This is a genomic window from Alistipes sp. CAG:268 (assembly GCA_000434235.1).
In the GTDB taxonomy this organism is placed as follows: Bacteria; Bacteroidota; Bacteroidia; order Bacteroidales; family Rikenellaceae; genus Alistipes; species Alistipes avistercoris.
Map to the genome: position 1 here is coordinate 1 of FR892007.1, position 20,692 is coordinate 20,692.

20 protein-coding genes and 1 pseudogene are annotated in these 20,692 nt (G+C 62.5%); 15 read left to right on the forward strand and 6 right to left on the reverse strand.

What is annotated here, in order from left to right; genetic code table 11:
• The first annotated feature begins 91 nt into the window (after positions 1-91).
• The 7 genes from QZL63_RS07490 to QZL63_RS07520 all read left to right on the forward strand — a co-directional run bounded on the left by QZL63_RS07490 (position 92) and on the right by QZL63_RS07520 (position 7,464).
• Complete coding sequence (locus tag QZL63_RS07490) at positions 92-970, forward strand: alkaline phosphatase family protein (protein ID WP_290586413.1); 879 nt, start codon at positions 92-94, stop codon at positions 968-970.
• Positions 964-1,713 (forward strand): alkaline phosphatase family protein, encoded by a 750-nt coding sequence (locus QZL63_RS07495; protein ID WP_022308704.1) that lies wholly within the window; start codon positions 964-966, stop codon positions 1,711-1,713. The genes QZL63_RS07490 and QZL63_RS07495 overlap by 7 nt, the downstream gene beginning before the upstream one ends.
• A 22-nt stretch (positions 1,714-1,735) precedes the next feature.
• Positions 1,736-2,161, forward strand: a complete 426-nt coding sequence (locus QZL63_RS07500) for a SufE family protein (RefSeq protein ID WP_022308705.1) — start codon at positions 1,736-1,738, stop codon at positions 2,159-2,161.
• Positions 2,158-2,478, forward strand: coding sequence for a metal-sulfur cluster assembly factor (locus tag QZL63_RS07505; RefSeq protein WP_022308706.1), 321 nt, complete (start codon positions 2,158-2,160; stop codon positions 2,476-2,478). Before QZL63_RS07500 ends, QZL63_RS07505 begins: the two co-directional genes overlap by 4 nt.
• A 4-nt stretch (positions 2,479-2,482) precedes the next feature.
• Complete coding sequence (locus QZL63_RS07510; RefSeq protein ID WP_022308707.1) at positions 2,483-3,445, forward strand: DUF2851 family protein; 963 nt, start codon at positions 2,483-2,485, stop codon at positions 3,443-3,445.
• Between the two features lie 170 nt (positions 3,446-3,615).
• Positions 3,616-6,984, forward strand: coding sequence for a preprotein translocase subunit SecA (gene secA, locus QZL63_RS07515; protein WP_022308708.1), 3,369 nt, complete (start codon positions 3,616-3,618; stop codon positions 6,982-6,984).
• Positions 6,985-7,026: 42 nt separating this feature from the next.
• Positions 7,027-7,464 carry a deoxycytidylate deaminase gene (locus QZL63_RS07520; RefSeq protein ID WP_022308709.1) on the forward strand — a complete coding sequence of 146 codons (438 nt, stop codon included), beginning with the start codon at positions 7,027-7,029 and terminating at the stop codon, positions 7,462-7,464.
• Between the two features lie 96 nt (positions 7,465-7,560).
• Here the strand turns inward: QZL63_RS07520 and QZL63_RS07525 are convergent, their stop codons facing one another.
• From QZL63_RS07525 to lpxK, 4 genes are all read right to left on the reverse strand, one after another.
• Positions 7,561-8,070, reverse strand: a complete 510-nt coding sequence (locus tag QZL63_RS07525; protein WP_022308710.1) for a PaaI family thioesterase — start codon at positions 8,068-8,070, stop codon at positions 7,561-7,563.
• A 297-nt stretch (positions 8,071-8,367) separates the two neighbouring features.
• Positions 8,368-8,892: a single-stranded DNA-binding protein gene (locus tag QZL63_RS07530; protein WP_022308711.1), complete on the reverse strand. Its 525-nt coding sequence runs from the start codon at positions 8,890-8,892 to the stop codon at positions 8,368-8,370.
• Positions 8,893-8,897: 5 nt separating this feature from the next.
• Positions 8,898-9,704: a purine-nucleoside phosphorylase gene (locus QZL63_RS07535; RefSeq protein WP_022308712.1), complete on the reverse strand. Its 807-nt coding sequence runs from the start codon at positions 9,702-9,704 to the stop codon at positions 8,898-8,900.
• Positions 9,688-10,731, reverse strand: coding sequence for a tetraacyldisaccharide 4'-kinase (gene lpxK / locus QZL63_RS07540; RefSeq protein ID WP_022308713.1), 1,044 nt, complete (start codon positions 10,729-10,731; stop codon positions 9,688-9,690). Before lpxK ends, QZL63_RS07535 begins: the two co-directional genes overlap by 17 nt.
• 147 nt (positions 10,732-10,878) lie before the next feature.
• Between lpxK and QZL63_RS07545 the strand changes: the two genes are divergently transcribed.
• From QZL63_RS07545 to rd, 4 genes are all read left to right on the forward strand, one after another.
• Positions 10,879-12,192 carry a M23 family metallopeptidase gene (locus QZL63_RS07545; protein ID WP_290586469.1) on the forward strand — a complete coding sequence of 438 codons (1,314 nt, stop codon included), beginning with the start codon at positions 10,879-10,881 and terminating at the stop codon, positions 12,190-12,192.
• Between the two features lie 7 nt (positions 12,193-12,199).
• The gene (locus QZL63_RS07550; protein WP_022308715.1) at positions 12,200-12,928 is read left to right on the forward strand and encodes an IspD/TarI family cytidylyltransferase; all 729 of its coding nucleotides are present in this window, start codon (positions 12,200-12,202) and stop codon (positions 12,926-12,928) included.
• 3 nt (positions 12,929-12,931) lie between these two features.
• On the forward strand, positions 12,932-13,528 hold the full coding sequence (locus QZL63_RS07555; protein WP_022308716.1) for a PH domain-containing protein: 597 nt from the start codon (positions 12,932-12,934) through the stop codon (positions 13,526-13,528).
• Between the two features lie 107 nt (positions 13,529-13,635).
• Positions 13,636-13,800, forward strand: coding sequence for a rubredoxin (gene rd / locus QZL63_RS07560; protein ID WP_022308717.1), 165 nt, complete (start codon positions 13,636-13,638; stop codon positions 13,798-13,800).
• A 329-nt stretch (positions 13,801-14,129) separates the two neighbouring features.
• On the opposite strand, the pseudogene QZL63_RS07565 reads toward rd, so the two are convergent.
• A pseudogene (locus QZL63_RS07565) lies at positions 14,130-14,462 on the reverse strand (GNAT family N-acetyltransferase); the annotation flags it as partial.
• Between the two features lie 91 nt (positions 14,463-14,553).
• On the reverse strand, positions 14,554-16,581 hold the full coding sequence (locus QZL63_RS07570) for a dipeptidyl-peptidase 3 family protein (RefSeq protein WP_022308718.1): 2,028 nt from the start codon (positions 16,579-16,581) through the stop codon (positions 14,554-14,556).
• 149 nt (positions 16,582-16,730) lie between these two features.
• Between QZL63_RS07570 and panC the strand changes: the two genes are divergently transcribed.
• From panC to QZL63_RS07590, 4 genes are all read left to right on the forward strand, one after another.
• The gene (gene panC, locus QZL63_RS07575; RefSeq protein ID WP_022308719.1) at positions 16,731-17,567 is read left to right on the forward strand and encodes a pantoate--beta-alanine ligase; all 837 of its coding nucleotides are present in this window, start codon (positions 16,731-16,733) and stop codon (positions 17,565-17,567) included.
• Positions 17,567-17,926, forward strand: coding sequence for an aspartate 1-decarboxylase (gene panD, locus QZL63_RS07580; protein ID WP_022308720.1), 360 nt, complete (start codon positions 17,567-17,569; stop codon positions 17,924-17,926). The genes panC and panD overlap by 1 nt, the downstream gene beginning before the upstream one ends.
• A 125-nt stretch (positions 17,927-18,051) precedes the next feature.
• Positions 18,052-18,573, forward strand: a complete 522-nt coding sequence (locus QZL63_RS07585; protein WP_022308721.1) for a DUF456 domain-containing protein — start codon at positions 18,052-18,054, stop codon at positions 18,571-18,573.
• Between the two features lie 12 nt (positions 18,574-18,585).
• Positions 18,586-20,692: M16 family metallopeptidase (locus QZL63_RS07590; RefSeq protein WP_290586416.1), on the forward strand; the 2,107-nt coding region annotated here is incomplete at its 3' end.

Below are 20,692 nucleotides of genomic sequence, written 5' to 3' on the forward strand. Positions count from 1 at the left end.
TGCCCCAAATCGATTTTCAATCCGAAGCGGCATATTTCCGAAGATGTATCGAAATAAATTCGTAAATTTGCGCCCGCATTTTGACCAAGCCATGAAACGCACACTCGTTCTCTCCGCCATAGCCCTCTTCGGGGCTCTCCAGACCTTCGCCGCAGAACCCCCGCGCCTGATCGTGCAGATCGTCGTGGGATCGATGCGCGCCGAAGACCTCAACCGCTATGCCGCCAACTTCGGGGAGGGCGGTTTCCGACGTCTGACCGACGGCGGCACGGTCTACACCGACTGCCGCTACGATTTCCAGCAGACCACGACGCCCGTCGCACTGGCCACCCTCTCGACGGGAGCCATGCCCTCGACCCACGGGGTGATCGGCGCCCGCTGGATCGACTATACCTCCAACCGCAGCATCGGCCTGATCGACGGCGACCGGGGCCCGGGCGCCTACCAGCTCATCGCCCCGACGCTCGGCGAAACCCTGCGCCAGCACCACTCCGAGAGCCGGACGGCCACCGTGGCCGCCGAAGCGATGTCGGCCGTGGTGATGGCCGGACACGGCGGCGAAACGTACTGGCTCGGGGCGGCGCGCCGCGCCTGGGGGACCCCGCGCGCTGCGACTGGACCACCTCGGCATACTACGCCCCGGCAGTCCCCGAATGGATCGACCACAGCAACGACGAACGCTACAACCTCTCCTACATCTCGACCGAGTGGCGGGCGCTCCCGGCGCGGCGGCGGCCCCTCGTCCTGGCGCGCGACCGCTACATCAACAGCCGCTGCAACGACGTCGTCTTCCCCGAGAAACGGGGTCGTGAACGGCAGGAGGAGCCCCGGCCGGAGCGGCTGCTGGAACCCGGCAGCGACTACGAACGGCTGCTCTACACGCCGGCGGGCAACACAGCCGTACTGGGGCTGGCCAAGCAACTCATCGCCCAGAGCAAACTGGGCGCCGACCGCACGACCGACGTGCTGAACATCTGTCTCGACTCCTCGCGCCGCATCGCCGAGGCCTACGGTCCCGAATCGATCGAGGTCGAGGACATGTACTACCGCCTGGACCGTGACCTGGCCGACTTCCTGACCTTCCTCTTCGCACAGGTCGAGAAGGGCAACGTCACGGTGGTCCTCACCTCGGACCACGGCACCAGCCCCTCCTACGACATGGCCTGCGGCGAAACCGACCGTTTCAACGCCCGGCAGTTCGAGGTGATCGTGAACGGATTCCTCAACGTACGCTACGGCACGGGAGACTGGGTGGTGGCCTACAACGACAAATGCGTGTGGCTCAACCACAACCGGATCTACGAGCGGGGGCTCAACCTGGCCGAAGTGCAGAACGAGGTGGCCATCTTCGCCATGCAGTTCCGCGGCGTCTCGCACGCCCTCTCGGCCACGGCCATGCGCTCGAGCTACTTCGGCAGCGGCTACGCCCGGCGAATGCAGAACAGCTTCTACCCGCGCCGCTCGGGCGACGTCGTCCTCAACCTGATGCCGGGATGGATCGAGGAGCAGGAGCGCTGCCGCTCGCTGTCAGGCTCGATGTACGGCTACGACACCGAGGTGCCGCTCGTCTTCTACGGCACGGGGGCCGGACAGCAGCATGTCGGCCGCAGCGTGGACATGACCGCCGTGGCGCCGACGCTCGCCCGGTTGGCGGGAGCCACGCAGCCGGCCGCCTCGGAAGGCGAGGTGCTTCCCGAGATCGTCGATCTCTGAAACGAACCAAACACACACAACCATGGACAAGATACAGGAGGAGATCATCGAGGAGTTTTCGGTATTCGACGACTGGCTCGACAAATACGACTATCTGATCGGTCTGAGCGAGACGCTTCCGCCCATCGCCCCCGAACACCGCACGGAGCAGTACCTCATCTCGGGCTGCCAGTCCCGCGTATGGGTCGATGCCCGGCTTGAGGAGGGACGCATCCACTACTCGGCCGACAGCGACGCCATCATCACCAAGGGCATCATCGCGCTGCTGATCCGCGTGCTGAACGGACGCACGCCGCAGGAGGTGCTCGACACGGACCTCTATTTCATCGACGCCATCGGGCTCTCGGCCAACCTCTCGCCCACGCGGGCCAACGGACTGGCCGCCATGGTCAAGCAGATGCGGATGTATGCACTGGCCTATGCCAGCAAAACGAACGAAACGCGATGACACCTCAGGAAATACTCAAGGTAGAGCAGGACATCATCCTGACGTTGAAAAACATCTACGACCCGGAGATACCGGTCAATATCTACGACCTCGGGCTGATCTACGAAATCGACTTCACACCCGACGGTACGGCCAACATCCGCATGACGCTCACCGCCCCGAACTGCCCGATGGCCGACATGCTCGTCGAGGACGTCAATCAGCAGGTAGCCAAGGTCCACGGCGTAAAGGCCGTGAACGTCATCCTGACGTTCGATCCCGTGTGGGACAAGAGCATGATGTCCGAGGAGGCGATGCTCGAACTCAACCTGCTCTGAGCCGATGGAGCGGGACGACGTGCGCACCATGATCGGACGCCTCGAGGCCGGGGCCGGCAGCTACGCCTGCGGCGGCTATCTGGCCAGCCGGGGCGACCTGCAGCGCACCGAACTGCTCACCGCCCTGCTCTTCGACCGCCTCAAGCGCAAGATCCGCCGCGTCGATGCGCTCCGCGGGGAGGCCGACGACAACTGGAACCAGACCTTCTACCTGCTCTATTTCCGCACGCTGGGCGACCGACAGAACCAGGAGGCCTACCTCTCGCTGGCCCGAAGAGTCCCCTACAGGATCGTACTGCGCGAACGCCGCGCAAGCCACGCCGTCGAGGCCATGTTCTTCGGCGCCTCGGGGCTGCTTGACCTCTACCGCCACGACGAGTATACGCTCGAACTGCGGCGCAACTTCGAATACCTCGCCGCAAAATACGGCATCGAGCCCATGCCCGCCTCGGCGTGGGAGCTCGGTGAGATCCGCCCGGCCAACCACCCCGTCCTGCGGCTGGCCCAGGCCGCCGAGTTCTTTTCGCAGGACGAATTCGTCATGGCGCGCGCCATGGCCTGCCGCACGGAGGGCGACATACGCAACCTCTTCTGCATCGAGGCGTCGCCCTACTGGCGCACGCACCACATTCCCGGAGCCCCGGGCGACGAAAGCCCCAAGCGCATCGGCTCCTTCAAGGCCAACATCATCGGCATCAACCTGGTGGCCGTGCTGCAGTTCGCCTACGGCAGCTACACGGGCGACGAACGGCTGCGCGACAACGCCCTCTCGCTGCTCGAACGTCTTCCGGCCGAGGACAACCGCTACATCCGCGCCTGGCGGAATGCCGGCGTCACGGTGCGCAACGCCTTCGAATCGCAGGCGCTGCTCCAGCTCGCCACCGAATACTGCGACGCCCGCCGCTGTGCCGAATGCCCCGTCGGCCGGCGCATCGTGCAGGCCGTCCGCCAGGCCCGGGAGGAGTAATCCGCCCCGCAGGGGCAGGACAACCCGCCGGCATCCGCCCGTCACACACCCGACACACCCGCAAACCGCCCGGAGAACAGGCGAATCCGTCCCGCAATATTTTGCCGTTTCGGGGAAAATCATTACTTTTGTAGGATTTAGCACAAAAACCGAAACAACAAAACCGCAACATGGATATATTAGCAAGTTTAATCAAGACCGTCTTCGGCTCGAAAGCCGACAAGGACCGCAAGCAGATCGAGCCCTACGTCGAGAAGATCAAGGCCGTCTACCCCACGATCGAGGCGCTTTCGAACGATGAGCTCCGCGCCCGCAGCCAGAACCTCAAGAAGCAGATCGCCGACTACATCGCCGCGGACGAGGCCCGCATCGTCGAGCTCAAGGGCAAACTCGAGCGGCCCGAGACGTCGCTCGAGGAGAAGGAGAAGATCTCGAAGGAGGTCGATGAGCTGACCCGGCGCATCGACGACAAGATCGAGGACAAACTCGACGAGATCCTGCCCGAGGCCTTCGCCGTGATGAAGGATACGGCCCGCCGCTTCGCACAGAACGACACGGTCGTGGTTACGGCCAACGACTTCGACCGCGAGCTGGCCGCCACGAAGGATTTCGTGACCATCGACGGCGACAAGGCAGTCTACGCCACGCACTGGATGGCCGGAGGCAACGACCTGAAGTGGGACATGATCCACTACGACTGCCAGCTCTTCGGCGGCGTGGTGCTGACGCGCAGCAAGAAGAACCCGGCCAAGAAGCTCGGCGAGCGCGAGCGCGAAGGCAACATCGCCGAGATGGCGACGGGCGAAGGAAAGACCCTCGTGGCCACGCTGCCCGTATTCCTCAACGCACTGGCCGGAAAGGGCGTGCACCTGGTGACGGTGAACGACTACCTGGCCAAGCGTGACTCCGAGTGGATGGGCCCGCTCTACCAGTTCCACGGCCTGTCGGTGGACTGCATCGACAAGCACCAGCCCAACTCCGAGGCGCGCCGCAAGGCCTACATGGCCGACATCACCTTCGGTACGAACAACGAATTCGGCTTCGACTACCTGCGCGACAACATGGCCTCGTCGCCCAAGGACCTCGTGCAGCGCAAGCACCACTACGCCATCGTCGATGAGGCCGACTCGGTGCTCATCGACGACGCCCGTACGCCGCTCATCATCTCGGGTCCCGTACCCAAGGGCGACGACCAGCTCTTCGAGCAGTACCAGCCCTCGATCGAGCACCTCTACAACCTCCAGCGCAACTTCGTCACGGCGCTGCTGGCCGAGGCCCGCCAGCTCATCGCGGAGGGCAAGACCGAAGAGGGAGGCATCAAGCTCTACCGCGTGCACAAGGGTCTGCCGAAATACAAGCCGCTGATCAAGTTCCTCTCCGAGCCGGGCATCAAGGCCCTGATGCAGAAGACCGAGAACACCTACATGCAGGACAACAACCGCCGCATGCCCGAGATCACCGACCCGCTCTACTTCGTCATCGACGAGAAGCTCAACTCGGTGGAACTCACGGACAAGGGACACGAGGAGCTGTCGAAATACTTCAAGGAGGACGGGTTCTTCGTGCTGCCCGACATCGGCGCCGAGGTGGCCGAGCTCGAGAAGAGCGACCTCTCGGCCGAGGAGAAGGCACAGAAGCGCGACGCCGTGATCAACGACTACTCGATCAAGTCGGAGCGCGTGCATACGGTGAACCAGCTGCTGAAGGCCTACGCCATGTTCGAGAAGGACGTGGAGTATGTGGTCATGGACAACAAGGTGAAGATCGTGGACGAGCAGACGGGACGTATCCTCGACGGACGCCGCTACTCGGACGGCCTGCACCAGGCTATCGAGGCCAAGGAGCACGTGAAGATCGAGGCCGCCACGCAGACCTTCGCCACCATCACGCTGCAGAACTACTTCCGCATGTACCACAAGCTGGCCGGCATGACCGGTACGGCCGAGACGGAGGCATCGGAGTTCTGGAGCATCTACAAACTCGACGTCGTGGTGATCCCGACGAACCGTCCGGTGATCCGCGACGACCGTCAGGACCTGGTCTACAAGACCAAGCGCGAGAAGTACAACGCCGTGATCGAGGAGATCGTGCGGCTCGTGGGCCAGGGCCGTCCGGTGCTGGTCGGTACGACGTCGGTCGAGATCTCGGAGCTGTTGAGCCGCATGCTCAAGCTGCGCGGCATCAAGCACAACGTGCTCAACGCCAAGCAGCACGCACTGGAGGCCCAGGTCGTGGCCGAAGCCGGACGCTCGGGTCAGGTGACCATCGCCACCAACATGGCCGGCCGTGGTACCGACATCAAGCTCACGCCCGAAGTGAAGGCTGCCGGAGGTCTGGCGATCATCGGTACGGAGCGCCACGAAAGCCGCCGTGTGGACCGCCAGCTGCGCGGCCGCGCCGGACGTCAGGGCGACCCCGGATCGTCGCAGTTCTTCGTCTCGCTCGAGGATGACCTGATGCGTCTGTTCGGTTCGGGCCGCATCGCCGCAATGATGGACCGCATGGGCCTCAAGGAGGGCGAGGTGATCCAGGCCGGCATGATGACCAAGGCCATCGAGCGCGCCCAGAAGAAGGTCGAGGAGAACAACTTCGGCATCCGCAAGCGGCTGCTCGAGTACGACGACGTGATGAACTCGCAGCGCGAGGTGATCTACACGCGCCGCCGCCACGCACTCTACGGCGAACGCATCGAGATCGACCTGAACAACATCATGTACGACTTCGCCGACAACTTCGTGGAGGAGAACCGCGGCATCGAATACGACGACTTCCGCATGGAGCTGATCCGCCAGGTGGCCGTCGAGTTGCCGATGGACGAGGCAACCTACGCAGAAGCCAAGCCCGAGGAGCTGTCGGAGGCGATCGTCAAGGCGCTCAAGGAGACCTACGCCCGCCGTGCGAAGGCCGTGGCGGATACCGTGCGTCCGGTGATGGAGCGCGTCTACGAGGACCGCAAGGACCAGCTCGACTCGAACATCTACTTCCCGATCACCGACGGGCATCTGGGCTACAACGTGCCGGTGAACCTGCGCAAGTGCCGCGACACGGACGGCGCAGAGATCTTCAAGGTCTTCTCGAAGGTGGTGATGTTCACGACGATCGACGACGCATGGCGCGAGCACCTGCGCGAGATGGACGACCTGCGCCAGAGCGTGCAGAACGCCACCTACGAGCAGAAGGATCCGCTGCTGATCTACAAGTTCGAATCGTTCGGGCTCTTCTCGAAGATGCTCGTCAAGGTGAACCGCGAGGTACTCGCTATCCTGAACAAGGCCTACATCCCCGTGCGGGAGCAGACCCCCGAGGAGATACAGCGCCAACAGCAGGAGCGTGCCCGGCTGCAGGCCGAGCGCGAGCGCCGCGCCAAGGTGGACGTAAACAAACTGCAGGCTTCGCGCATGCAGGCCGCCGCACAGGCCGGACAGCAGGACAAGTCAAAACCCATGCCGGTGCATGTCGAGAAGAAGGTAGGCCGCAACGACCCCTGTCCCTGCGGCAGCGGCAAGAAGTACAAGAACTGCCACGGAAAGGGGCTGTAGCGTCCCTTTCCGCCGAAGGCTGAAAACCAAAACAACGACGCGATGGGCTATCAGGAGGAGAAACAACGGCAACTGGACCTGCGCTACCTGCGTATGGCCGCCATCTGGGCCGAGAATTCATACTGCGTGCGCCGCAAGGTCGGGGCACTGATCGTCAAGGACAAGATGATCATCTCGGACGGCTACAACGGAACACCGTCGGGATTCGAGAACATCTGCGAGGACGAGACGGGGCGGACCAAGCCCTACGTGCTCCACGCCGAGGCCAACGCCATCACGAAGGTTGCCAAGTCGGCCAACAACTGCGACGGCTCGACGCTCTACATCACCGCAGCGCCCTGCATCGAGTGTTCGAAGCTGATCATCCAGGCCGGCATCCGGCGCGTCGTCTACTCGGACGACTACCGCTCGGAGGAGGGGCTCGACCTCCTGCGCCGCGTCGGCATCGAATGCGTGCAGTACCGGCTCGACCGGGAGTGACCGCCGCATGATACGCAAACGAACCGGGCCGCACCCTTCGGGGATGCGGCCCGGTTTTTCACGACGCAGGAGAGGGCTCCGGCACGGAGGAGGAGGCTATTTGTCCGCGGTCTCCGGTGCGGCAGCGTCGTCGCCGCACTCCTCGACCCCGCAGTCGCAGAAGTGGAACTCTCGCTGCGCCCGCTCCTTCGGGAAGAGGAAATAGAGGCAGACGGCCTCGGTGCAGAGCTCGCCGCGGCAGTCGAAGATCCGGACGGCGATCTCCACCAGGTTGCGCCGCCGGCTGACGACCGAGGCCTTCAGGTCGATGTACTCGTCGGTGGTATGGATCGGCTTGTGGTAGCGCACCTCCATGCGGGAAGTGACGCCGCTGGTCTGGAACTTGCGGAAGACGACCCAGCTACTGATTTCATCGGCCAGCGTCGCCTGAATGCCGCCATGCAGCGTATTCACCCACCCCTGAAACTCCGGGCGCGGATGCCAGCGGCAGACGATCTGTTCGCCCTCTTCGTAAAACTCCATGCGGAGGCCCCGTTCGCTGTGCGGGTCACAACCGAAACATCGGTATCCCTCCATGCCCCGCCACGGATTGACAATCTTCTTCATGTGCTCGAATCGTTGATCATACGGCCGGCCCCGGCCCGGAATCCCGCAGCAGGGAACCGGCCGGCGCACCGGACAAACGAAGATACGAACAATACGCGGATTTCGCAACAGCCTCCCTACCCCGCGAACAGATCCGTGTACGGAACCGACAGGCAGAGTCTCGGGACAGACCCTGCGGAACACCGGTTCCAACCGCTCCAGATCGAGCAACAACGGAGAGGGCATCCACATGCCGCCGGGCAAGAAAAAAACCGATCACAGAGATCGGTTTTTCCAAATGACGCCAACGGCGGACGGTCAGAACGGCAGATCGTCCGGATCGTCGGCCGGCGGTGCAGGCTGCGGGGCCGGTTGAGCCGCCGGCTGCTGCGCCGGGGCCGGCTGCCCGTAGCCGCCCTGCGGGCGGTAGCCTGCGGACGATCCCCCGGCGGGCTGCTGCCCGTAACCGCCGGCTGCCCCGTATGCCGGGGCGGCATCCGAAGCGGGATTGTCGCTGCGGCGTCCGAGCAGGTTCATCGTATCGGCCAGGATCTCGGTCGTATAGCGTTTGTTGTTGTCCTTGTCCATCCATTCGCGCGTCCGCAGGCGCCCCTCGATGTAGAGCTGCGTGCCCTTGCGCACGTAACGGTCCACGACATCGGCCAGACCGCGCCACAGCGTGATCGTGTGCCACTCGGTATGCTCCTTCGTCTCGTTCGACGCACGGTCGTAGAGCCGCTCGGTCGTGGCCAGCCGGATGCGGGCCACCTTCGCTCCGCCCTCGAGCGTGCGGACCTCGGGGTCGATGCCCACGTTGCCTACCAGTATTACCTTGTTTACCATAATCGTTACAGGTTTTGAATCATACGCCGGAACAACACCTCCATCTTCGCACCGGCACGGCGCCCCTGCCGCTGCACGTCCTCATGGTCGCCCACTTCGTCCGAGAGGCCGCAGTTCGTGATGACCGAGACCCCGAAGACGGGAACCGACATATGTCGTGCCACAATCACCTCGGGGACCGTGGACATGCCTGCGGCGTCACCGCCGATGGCCTTGAAGTAGCGATATTCGGCCTGCGTCTCGAACGTCGGGCCCGTACCGCCCACATAGACGCCGTACTGGAGTTTGATACCCTCCTCTTCGGCAATGCGCGTGGCGGCGGCGATCAGATCCCGGTCGTAGCAGTTGTGCATGTCCGGGAAGCGGGGACCGAGCTCCGCAAGGTTGGGGCCGATGAGCGGATTGGGCATCAGGTTGATGTGGTCGGTGATGACCATCAAGTCGCCCGTACGGAACGAGGTGTTGATGCCGCCCGAGGCGTTCGATACGAACAGGAAGCGGATGCCCAGCTGCTGCATGACACGGATCGGGAAGGTCACCTGCTGCATCGAGTAGCCCTCATAATAGTGGAACCGCCCCTGCATGGCCACGACGCGGCGGCCTTCGACCTCGCCGAAAATCAGCCGTCCGCGATGCCCCTCGACGGTCGAGACGGGGAATCCGGGAATATCCTTGTAGTCGATGGCGTAACGGGTCGTGATCCCGTCGGCGAAGCCTCCGAGGCCGGTGCCGAGCACGATGCCCACCTCGGGGGCGTAATCGTGCGTGGCTTCGCGCAGGAAGGCGGCGGTCTTTTTAATTTCCTCTAACATCTTCTTCGAGTTTTTGCAGAAAATCCGTTGCCGAATCCTCTATGAACGAAATATTGATCGGTTGGTAGTAGAGCGCGCGGCGCACGGCCTGCGGCACCTTCGCGCGGTTGGTCATCTTGACGGCATCCTTCTCGGTGGTGACGATCACCGCATCGGGATACTTGGCCAGCAGGGCCTCGAGGGCATTCATGTCGCGCACCTTGTAGACATGGTGGTCGTCGAGCGTCATCTCCGCCACGACGTCGTACTGCCCGCGCAGGGTCTGAAGGAAAGGACCCGGGTTGCCGATGCCCGAGAGGGCGATGACGCGCTGTCCGTACTTGAGCGGCTCGCCGGGCGCCTCGTCGCCGTAGAGCGGCTGGGGCATGAAACTCTCGAAGCGGGTGAAATAGACCCGCTGGTAGGCCACCTGGATGAGCACCTTGCGCAGGATCCGCCGGTCGATCGGCGCCATCCGCTCGGGGCACTTCGTGACAATGAAGTAGTGGGCCCGGTGCAACTGCTCGGGCAGGTCGCGCAACGATCCCGCAGGCAGCATCCTGTCGTGCTGCACGGGGCGCGTGGCGTCGATCATTACGACGTTGATCTTCGGCTCCACATAGCGGTGCTGGAACCCGTCGTCCATCACCACGAGGTCGATCTCCGGATGCTCGGCCAGCAGACGGCGGATGCCCTCCGCACGCTTCTCGCACACCGCAACCACAACCTCCGGGAACTTGAGCTTGATCTGCAGGGGCTCGTCGCCCACGTCGCGGTAGTGCGCGTCGGCCCGCACCTCGAGATACCCCTTCGTCCGGCGGCCGTAGCCGCGCGAAATGAGCGCCACACGATGGAACTGCGACATGTAGTCGAGCACCATCTCGGCCATCGGAGTCTTGCCCGTGCCGCCGACGGTGATGTTGCCGATGCAGATGACGGGCACGTCGAACCGCTCGCTCTTGAGGATCCCCCAGTCGAACAGACGGTGACGGAACGTCACTCCCGCTTTATAGAGCATGGCCACGGGGGCGAGCAGGCATTTGAGCATCGTAGAACCGATTAGAATATAAATCGTTCAAAGATAGTGATTTTTTCGGGGTTTCCAAAACAAAAGTCCCCAAACTCCGAAAACTTCGCACAAAAGAGCCCGGAAGATTCGATATTATCCCATTTTTTCCTACTTTTGTGCACTATGATGAAAACGATACGACTGACAACCATATGCGCCCTGCTCCTCGCAGCGGGCGCCTGCAACCGGACCGGCAGCCAGGAGTCCGCAACCGAAAACCGGGAGGAGGCCGAACCCCGGAACCTGCTCTACGGCATCGATGCGGACAACTACCGCACCGAAACGGGCGAGGTGGCCTCGGGCGAAACACTCGGCAAGATTCTCAACGGATATGGCGTTTCGGCCGTTCTGGTGGACCGTCTCGACAAGGCCTCGGCCGACGTCTTCCCCCTGCGGAACATCCGCGCAGGCCACAAATACACGGTCTTCATCCACGAGGACTCGCTCAATACGCCCCACCTCGACTACCTGGCCTACGAAACCTCGAACACCGACTATGTCGTCTTCGGCTTTGCCGATGATTCGGTGACGATCCGCAAGGACGAGAAGCCCTGCACGCTGCGCCGCATGAAGAAGAGCGCCGTGATCAACTCCTCGCTCTGGGGAGCCATCATGGAGCAGAACCTGCCCTATGCCCTGGCCGCCGAAATGGAGGACATCTACCAGTGGACGGTCGATTTCTTCGGCATCCAGAAGGGCGACCGCTTCACGGTGATCTACGACGAGCGCTTCATCGACGACTCGGTATCGGTGGGCATCGGCCGCATCTGGGGCGCCAAGTTCACGCAGGGCGACAAGGAGTACTACGCCATACCGTTCCGTCAGGGCGGCAAGATCCAGTACTGGGAGGCCAACGGAGCCAGCCTGCGCAAGCAGTTGCTCAAGGCCCCGCTCAAGTACACGCGGATCAGTTCGCGCTTCACCTACGCCCGCAAGCACCCGATCTACAAGGTCTACCGCCCCCACACGGGCGTCGATTACGCCGCCCCGAAAGGGACGCCCGTACACGCCGTGGCCGACGGTGTCGTGACCTTCAAGGGCTGGGGCGGCGGCGGTGGCAACACGCTGAAGATCAAACACCCCGGGAATCTGCAGACCGGATACCTCCACCTGAGCGGCTACGCCAAGGGTATCGCCGTGGGCACACACGTATCGCAGGGCCAGCTGATCGGCTACGTCGGCTCGACGGGAGCCTCGACAGGCCCGCACCTCGACTACCGGATCTGGAAGAACGGCAAACCGATCGACCCGCTGAAGGTGCCGCAGGAGCCGGCCGAACCGATCTCGAAGGAGAACCGCGCGCTGTTCGAGTTCGTCCGCGACCGCATCATGGCCGAGCTCAACGGCGAGGTAAAACCCGAAGAGCGGATCACGCAACTCGACTCGCTCGTACTCCCGGCAGCCGCTCCGGCAGCCGAGGGGACGGAGCAGAAGGAATAACCGAACCATGGAACGGACAGCTGTCATCATCGTGGCCGGAGGCCGCGGCCTGCGCTGCGGCGGGGCGTTGCCCAAGCAGTTCGCGCTGCTGGGCGGGATGCCCGTGCTGGGACGCACGATCAACCGCTTCGCACGGGCGCTTCCCGGAGCGGAGATTGTCGTCGTCCTGCCCGAGAGCCACATCGACTTCTGGAACAACCTCTCCGCACGGTTCGACGTGGCCCGCCACCGCACAACGGCCGGAGGCGAGGAGCGGTTCGACTCGGTCAAGCGCGGCTTAGAGGCCCTGCGAAGCCAGCCGGAACTGATTGCCGTGCAGGATGCCGTGCGTCCGCTGGCAAGCGAGGAGCTGATCCGCCGCGTCGTGAAGGCCGCCGCACGCCACGGAGCCGCCATCCCGGTCGTTGCGGCCGTCAATTCGTTCCGCGAGATTGTCGGCAGCGGAGAGCCGGAGGCCGGGATCGAGCCGTCGCGGATCATCGACCGGAGCCGCCTGCGGATCGTGCAGACGCCCCAGATCTTCGAGGCATGCCTCCTCCGCCGCGCCTACGACAGGGAACGACTCGACTCGTTCACCGACGACGCCTCGGTCGTCGAGGCGGACGGAACGCCCGTATGTCTGGTCGAGGGCGAACGCGGCAACCTGAAGATCACCACTCCCGAGGATTTCACCATCGCCGAGGCGCTGCTCGCCGCAGAAGAGGAGCGTGCCGCAGCGGCCGGCTGCACCGAATAACCCATGACCTCCATCTACAAATACCACTTCAGCCGAACGACGCTCTACTGGACGATCGTCTACCTGGCCGTCTTCGCCGGCCTGGGATGGGGACTCTACCACCTCTACGAAGGCGGTTACCTCTCGGCGTGGTTCACGTCGTTCATCGTGGCCCTGATCGCCCTGATGGCGCTGTCGATCCCGCGCAAGATCGTCGTCACGGACGAGACGGTCGAGGTCCGCTGCCTGCTCGACATCACCGAGATCCGCCGCAGCGAGATCGCCTCGGTCCGCCGTGTGGACAACAAGCGCATGAAGTGGTTCGTTCCGATCTTCGGAGGCTACGGCTTCTTCGGATACTACGGCCGGTTCCTCGACCTGCGCCGTTTCGACCGCGTGAAACTCTACGTCTCGGAGTGGAAGAACTTCGTCGAGATCACCGACATCTACGAGGAGCGCATCTACGTCTCGTGCTCCGATGCCGACCGCCTCGTGGCCGAGCTGATGCCGCCCGGAGGCAACCGCATCGACGAGGAGGAGATCGAGGTGGAGGCCGAAGAGAGGGCCCGCGAAGCCGGAGAAATGGGGCATCGGGAACCGGCGGAGGACGAAAAGAGGTAGACAAGAACCATCAAACGGGGAAAAGCCCCGACAGAAAAGAGGCCCGAAAGGGGGCATGAATTTTGGAATCGACAATCAACAACACCTAATCAAAAAACAAGAAAAAGATGAAAAAGTATCGTTGCACCGTATGCGAATGGATTTATGATCCCGAAGTAGGCGATCCGGAAGGCGGCATCGCACCCGGAACGGCTTTCGAAGACATTCCCGAGGATTGGGTCTGCCCGCTCTGCGGCGTCGGCAAAGACCAGTTCGAAGAGGTTGTGGAGTAACCGCAACCCGAGGCTGCCGGCTCTGCGAGGCGGCTTCTGATACAAGGCGGGGTGCTGTCCGACGGATGGCACCCCGCTTTGCATGCGATATGCAATCTGTCCCGGGAAAGATCCAGGACGGCGTCTGCCCCCACTTCGTCAGCCGAAGAAGGCAGACGGATATTCGACTGTCCCGTGTACTCCACACAAACCTCGGGCAGAAGTTCCACGGCAAGACAGCACTCATCCGGGGCCTCGAACGGGAACCGGATGCCAAAAGCGCTTGCTGGACAGTATCCGAAACGAGGATAATAGTCCGGATGCCCGACCAGCACAGCAGAATCGAACCCCAATGCGGCAGCCCGCGCATGCGCCTCACGCATCAGCCGCGAGCCGATTCCCCGACGCCAGCGATCGGGAGCCACGGAGAGTGGCGCAACGCCCAGCGCCGTTGTGCGTCCGACGCCGTCGGCAATGACGACCGGTGTGAGCAACACATGTCCCACAATCCGGTTGCACTCCTCGGCAACGAGAGACAATTCGGGAATGAACGTCGGAGCACTCCGCAACCGCGCTACCAACAGGTGCTCCGTATGGTCGCTGACCGCAAAATCGCGGAAAGCCGCCTCCACCAAAGCCTCGACACCGGTCCGGTCCGAAGCCTGTTCCTCTCTGACAATCATCGTCGAACATGCATTAAAATGAAGGCATCGGGTCCGTTCCCCGATAAGCGGGGAGGATCCGATGCCGCAGATGGTTGCAACGTCCCAAAGGTCAATTGACGTTGGGCAGGAACGAATAGTCGCGCGAATAGCCGAGCATCTGCTCCACGTAGTTGTTCGGATAGGAGATCTTTACATCGACGATCTTGCCGTCCTGCTCGACCAGCTCGTACTCGGGATTCACGAAGCCTCCGTAAGGCTCGATGCCCAGTGCGGCATAACGCTCGCGCACCTCGGCATGGAGCGTCGGATCGACCTTCACGCCGTAGCGCTCGACCAGATCCCGGCCCGCCTCGTAGTCGCCTTCGGACTTGATGCGCTGCATCTCGCACAGCAGCTCGCCGAAGAGCGAACGCAGCTTCTCGAAGTCATTGACCACTACATAGGTCTTGCCGTCCTGCTTCACCCACTCGATCACGTTGTCGGACTTGCCGCGCTCGTAGCACCACTCGGCAATCAGCTTGCGGTTGCGCATGTGCGACTCCTCGACGTTCTTGCCCGGCTCGATGCGCGCCAGCTGGGTCATCAGGCCGTTGAGAATGTAGTTGGCATAACCCGCCTTGGCCACGTCGAACGACGGCACGAGACCCAGCTCGACCATCTTCGGGTCGCCGAGGTAATAGAGGCCGAACAGGTCGGCACGCGCCTCCTCGAGCGTCGATCCGTAGCTGCGCAGCTCGGTACCGGTGACACCCGGAGCCAGCTGGCCCGATCCGTGGCCCAGACACTCGTGCAGGTCGGTGTGCAGGTCATCGGCCAGCTTGCCGTAGCGGTCCATCCGTTCGCGGTCCTCGGCGCGCAGCACGAACTCCTCGTCGAAGCCGTTGCCGTGGGCTGCACGGTCGTAGGCATAGGTGATGTTGTCGATGGTTACCGATTTCGAGCCGTGCTCCTTGCGGATCCAGTCGGCATTGGGCAGGTTGATGCCGATCGGCGTTGCGGGATAGCAGTCACCGCCGAGCATCGCCACGGTGATGACCTTGGCCGAGACACCCTTGACCTCCTTCTTGCGGTAGGCCGGATTGACGGGCGAATGGTCCTCGAACCACTGGGCATTCGACGAGATGACCTCCGTGCGGTGGCAGGCCGTCGAGTCGATGAAATTGACGTTGGCCTCCCACGAAGCCTTGTAGCCGAGCGGGTCGCCGTAGGTCTCGATGAAACCATTGACGAAATCGACGTTCGAAACCGTGTCGCGCACCCAGCCGATGTTGTAGCGGTCGAACTCCTTCAGGTCGCCGCTCTTATAATAGGAGATCAGGGCGGCGATGTTCTCCTTCTGCGGGCCCTCGGCCACCGACTCGGCCTTCTCGAGCCAGTAGACCACACGCTCGATCGCCGGCGAGTACATGCCGCCGACGCGCCACGTACGCTCGCTGAGCGTCCCCGTGGCGGGATCCTTCACCAGCTGCGAGTTCAGACCGTAGGAGATCGGCTCGGGATCGTTGCCGGCAGCAGCGGCCATCCCGGCATAGAAGGCCTCGGCCTCGGCCTGGTTCACCCCCGAGTAGTAGTTGCTCGACGAGGTGAGCAGCAGGTCCTCGCCGTCCGTCTGGTTGAGCCGCGTCGGATAGAGCGTCGGGTCGAAGATCGCCCGGCAAACATCGCCCCGCAGGGCGTTCAGCTCGCCGAAGCGCTCCTCGGGAATCGTCTCGATGACGTCGAGCAGGTAGCCCTCCGTGAACTCGGGGCGGAACTTGTCGTTCGAATAGTGGTGGTGGATGCCGTTGGCGAACCACACCTTCTTGAGGTATTTCTCGAGCGCCTTCCACTCGGCGGCCGTGCGGTCGCCGGTGTAGTTCTCATAGACGACCTCCAGCGTCCGCCGGACCGGAAGGTTCATGCGGCAGTTCTGGTCGTAGAGAATATCCCGGCCGCTCTTGGCAGCCTCGGCCAGGTAGTAGATGAGCTCCTTCTCGCGAAGGGGAAGCTCGTCGAATCCGGGCACTTCGTAGCGGATGACCTTGATGTCGTCGAAACGATCGACGATCCACGGTGCGTCGGCCCCGGCGGTGTCGCCGCACGAGGTCAGCGCGGAAATAGCGCATGTCATGGATGCAATGGTAATTATACGTTTCATGTGTTTGGTTTGTACGTTCCGCCAAAGATACGAAAAAAACGCTCTTCACCTACGCGCCCGGGGAGGGCCCTTGCACTTTTTTCACTATTTTTCTTCGTTTTGTCAGGGGTTATTTCTACCTTTGCCCCGCAATCGTTTCAAGCACAAGGATGAAAGTATTTACCAACGTCAGGGAGCTTCGCGCGGAGCTCGACCGGACGGAGCAGTCGGGAATCGGCTTCGTGCCGACGATGGGCGCGCTCCACGCCGGCCACCGCTCGCTCGTCGAACGCGCCCGCAGGGAGAATGCCACCGTGGTGGTGAGCGTCTTCGTGAATCCTACGCAGTTCAATGACAAGAACGACCTGCGCAACTACCCCCGAACCCCCGAAGCCGACGAGCGGCTGCTCGCCGAGGCCGGAGCCGACTTCGTGCTGATGCCGTCGGTCGAGGAGATCTACCCCGAGCCCGATACCCGCGTCTTCGATTTCGGGCAGGTGGACAAGGTCATGGAGGGAGCCACGCGCCCGGGACACTTCAACGGCGTGGCTCAGGTCGTAAGCCGCCTGTTCGACATCGTCCGCCCGGCCCGCGCCTACTTCGGCGAAAAGGATTTCCAGCAGATCGCCGTCATCAAGGCCATGGTCCGTCAGCTGGCCCTGCCGGTCGAGATCGTCGAGTGCCCGATCGTCCGCGGAGAGGACGGGCTGGCCCTCTCGTCGCGCAACACGCTCCTTGATGCCGCACACCGTGCCGCCGCACCGCACATCTACGCCACGCTGCGGCGTGCCGTGGAGAAGTCGCACGAGCTGACGCCCGACCGCCTGAAGAAGTGGGTCGTCGAGGAGGTCGAGCGCAACCCGCTGCTGAAGGTCATCTACTACCAGTCGGTCGATGCCCTCACGATGCAGGAGGTCGCCTCGTGGAGCGACTCGGAACGCATTCAGGGCTGCATCGCCGTGCAGGCCGGCGAGATCCGTTTAATCGACAACATCCGCATCCGATAATGAAATTCCAGATCGAAGTCATCAAATCGAAGATTCACCGCGTGACCGTCACGCAGGCCAATCTGAACTACGTCGGCAGCATCACCATCGACGAGGCGCTGCTCGAGGCCGCCAACATGATCGAGGGCGAGAAGGTCCAGATCATGGACATCAACAACGGCGAACGGTTCGAAACCTACATCATCAAGGGTGAGCGCGGCAGCGGCTGCATCTGCCTCAACGGCGCCGCAGCACGCAAGGTGCAGGTGGGCGACGTCGTGATCATCGCCTCCTACGCGCTGATGGATTTCGAGGACGCCAAGCAGTTCCGTCCGTGGGTGATCTTCCCCGATACGGAAACCAACCGGCTTGTCAAGTAATCCGAACGGACGCCACGCAGCGGCCGGACAGACAAAAATCTCCCTCCGAAAGGGAGATTTTTCATTTAAATTACTACCTTTGTTATCAGGTGCGGTCGCGGGACCGCACTGCCATTCATCACGATATGGACGTCGTACTTTCGATATGCGCCTTCCTGCTCGCCATACTCGGTATCGCGGGCTGCATCGTTCCGGCCCTCCCCGGCACGCTGCTCAGCTACGGAGGCCTGCTCTGCGCCTACTTCACCTCCTATTCGCAGATGAGCGCCTCGGCGCTCTGGATCTGGCTGGCCGTCTGCATCGCGGTCAGCGTGGCCGACTACGTGCTCCCGGCCTGGATGACCAAACGCTTCGGCGGCTCACGCGCCGGATCAATCGGCGCCACCGTCGGGGTATTCGTCGGGTTCTTCTTCCTGCCGCCCATCGGGATTATCCTCGGGCCGTTCCTCGGAGCCGTCATCGGCGAACTGATCAACAACCGCGACGAGCGGGCCAAGGCCCTGCTCGTCGGTTTCGGGTCGTTTCTCTCGTTCATCGTCGGGACAGGCATCAAGCTCATCGCCTCGATCGGCATCCTCGTCCACGTCTTCGCCGACACCTTCCCGGCCGTCAAGGAGTGGTTCGCAACGACATTTTCCAACATTTAACCATAACTGCCCATGAAAAGACTCCTCTTACTCGCAACCGTCGTCATGGCTCTGCTCGCCTCGTCGTGCAGCAAGTACAAGTACGAAACGGTACCGGGCGATCCGATGAAAACGCGGATCTACACCCTTCCGAACGGACTGAAGGTCTACATGAGCGTCAACAAGGAGACGCCCCGCATCCAGACCTACATCGCCGTCCGCGTCGGCGGCAAGAACGACCCGGCCGAGACCACCGGTCTGGCCCACTACTTCGAACACCTCATGTTCAAGGGTACGCCGAACTTCGGTACCTCGGACTACGAAGCCGAGAAACCGCTGCTCGATGAGATCGAGCAGCTCTTCGAGACCTACCGTCAGACGACGGACGAGGCCGAGCGTGCGGCGATCTACCACCGCATCGACTCGATCAGCTACGAAGCCTCGAAAATCTCGATCCCGAACGAATACGACAAGCTGATGGCCGCCATCGGCGCCAACGGCACCAACGCCTATACGTCGCAGGACATGACCGTCTACGTCGAGGACATCCCCTCGAACGAGGTCGAGAACTGGGCGAAGATCGAGGCCGACCGTTTCCGCAATCCCGTGATCCGCGGGTTCCACACCGAGCTGGAGACCATCTACGAGGAGAAGAACATGTCGCTCACACAGGACAGCCGCAAGGTATGGGAGGCCCTCGATGCCGCGCTCTTCCCCCACCATCCCTACGGCACGCAGACCGTGCTCGGGACGCAGGAGCACCTGAAGAATCCTTCGATCACCAACGTCAGGAACTACCACAAGACCTACTACGTGCCCAACAACATGGCCATCTGCCTCTCGGGTGACCTGAATCCCGACGAGGTGATCGCCTCGATCGACAAGTACTTCGGCGACATGGTGCCCAACGAGAACCTGCCGAAGCTCGAGTTCCAGCCCGAGGAGCCGATCACCGAGCCCGTCGTGCGCGAGGTATACGGTCTGGAGGCCGCCAACGTCCTGCTCGGATGGCGCCTGCCGGGAACCTCGACCGACAGCAACGACGTGGCACAGATCGCCGGCGCCATCCTCAACAACGGACAGGCCGGTCTGATCGACCTCGATCTGAACCAGCAGCAGAAGGTGCTCGGCGCCTACGGCGGCTACTCGGGACAGCCCGACTACAGTTCGTTCATCCTCGGCGGCAGACCCAAGGCCGGACAGTCGCTCGAGGAGGTCCGCGACCTGCTCCTCGCGGAGGTGGCCAAGCTCCGCTCGGGCGACTTCGACGAAAAGCTCATCGAGGCGTCGATCAACAACTTCAAGCTCTACATGATGCGCGCCCTCGAGGACAACAACTCGCGGGCCGACATGTACGTGCAGTCGTTCATCGCCGGCACCGACTGGGCCGACGAGGTGGCACAGCTCGACCGCATGAAGAAAATCACCAAGCAGGACGTCGTGGAGTGGGCAAACAAATACCTTGCTGAAAACGGCTACGTCATCATCTTCAAACGCGAGGGCGAGGACAAGAGCGTGCAGAAGATCGCCGCCCCGAAGATCACGCCGATCGCCACGAATCGCGACCAGCAGAGCGCCTTCCTCACCGAGATCCAGCAGTCGGAGGTGACGCCCATCGAGCCCGTCTTCGTCGATTACCAGAAGGAGATGGCGCAGTTCGACGTCCGCGACGGCATCCACGTCCTCTACAAGAAGAACGAACTGAACGACATCTTCACGCTGAACTACGTCTTCGATACGGGTACGGAGAACGACCCCACCCTTGCGCTGGCCTTCAACTACCTGAGTTATCTGGGCACCGGGTCCATGACGGCCGAGCAGATCGCCTCGGAGATGTACGACATCGCCTGCTCGTTCTCGATGGGAGCAGGCAGCAACCAGAGCACGATTTCGATCTCGGGACTGAGCGAGAACATGCCCCGGGCAATGGAGATCGTCGAGGGGCTGATCGCCGGGGCCGTGGCCGACGAGACCATCCTCGAAAACCTCAAGCAGGACCTGATCAAGTCGCGCGCCGATGCCAAGCTCAACCAGGGCCGGAATTTCGCAGCCCTGCAGCGCTACATGTTCTACGGCGAGGAGTACATCAAGCGGACCACCCTTTCGAACGAAGCGCTCTCGGCACTTGGGTCGGAAGAGC

Excerpts from the sequence above, each read along its gene's own strand:
- QZL63_RS07510 (WP_022308707.1), top strand. The coding sequence starts at position 2,483 with ATGGAGCGGGACGACGTGCGCACCATGATCGGACGCCTCGAGGCCGGG.
- secA (WP_022308708.1), top strand. The coding sequence starts at position 3,616 with ATGGATATATTAGCAAGTTTAATCAAGACCGTCTTCGGCTCGAAAGCC.
- QZL63_RS07520 (WP_022308709.1), top strand. The coding sequence starts at position 7,027 with ATGGGCTATCAGGAGGAGAAACAACGGCAACTGGACCTGCGCTACCTG.
- panC (WP_022308719.1), top strand. The coding sequence starts at position 16,731 with ATGAAAGTATTTACCAACGTCAGGGAGCTTCGCGCGGAGCTCGACCGG.
- QZL63_RS07500 (WP_022308705.1), top strand. The coding sequence starts at position 1,736 with ATGGACAAGATACAGGAGGAGATCATCGAGGAGTTTTCGGTATTCGAC.
- QZL63_RS07505 (WP_022308706.1), top strand. The coding sequence starts at position 2,158 with ATGACACCTCAGGAAATACTCAAGGTAGAGCAGGACATCATCCTGACG.
- lpxK (WP_022308713.1), bottom strand. The coding sequence starts at position 10,731 with ATGCTCAAATGCCTGCTCGCCCCCGTGGCCATGCTCTATAAAGCGGGA.
- QZL63_RS07570 (WP_022308718.1), bottom strand. The coding sequence starts at position 16,581 with ATGAAACGTATAATTACCATTGCATCCATGACATGCGCTATTTCCGCG.
- QZL63_RS07535 (WP_022308712.1), bottom strand. The coding sequence starts at position 9,704 with ATGTTAGAGGAAATTAAAAAGACCGCCGCCTTCCTGCGCGAAGCCACG.
- QZL63_RS07585 (WP_022308721.1), top strand. The coding sequence starts at position 18,052 with ATGGACGTCGTACTTTCGATATGCGCCTTCCTGCTCGCCATACTCGGT.
- rd (WP_022308717.1), top strand. The coding sequence starts at position 13,636 with ATGAAAAAGTATCGTTGCACCGTATGCGAATGGATTTATGATCCCGAA.
- panD (WP_022308720.1), top strand. The coding sequence starts at position 17,567 with ATGAAATTCCAGATCGAAGTCATCAAATCGAAGATTCACCGCGTGACC.
- QZL63_RS07545 (WP_290586469.1), top strand. The coding sequence starts at position 10,879 with ATGAAAACGATACGACTGACAACCATATGCGCCCTGCTCCTCGCAGCG.
- QZL63_RS07550 (WP_022308715.1), top strand. The coding sequence starts at position 12,200 with ATGGAACGGACAGCTGTCATCATCGTGGCCGGAGGCCGCGGCCTGCGC.
- QZL63_RS07490 (WP_290586413.1), top strand. The coding sequence starts at position 92 with ATGAAACGCACACTCGTTCTCTCCGCCATAGCCCTCTTCGGGGCTCTC.
- QZL63_RS07530 (WP_022308711.1), bottom strand. The coding sequence starts at position 8,892 with ATGGTAAACAAGGTAATACTGGTAGGCAACGTGGGCATCGACCCCGAG.
- QZL63_RS07525 (WP_022308710.1), bottom strand. The coding sequence starts at position 8,070 with ATGAAGAAGATTGTCAATCCGTGGCGGGGCATGGAGGGATACCGATGT.
- QZL63_RS07555 (WP_022308716.1), top strand. The coding sequence starts at position 12,932 with ATGACCTCCATCTACAAATACCACTTCAGCCGAACGACGCTCTACTGG.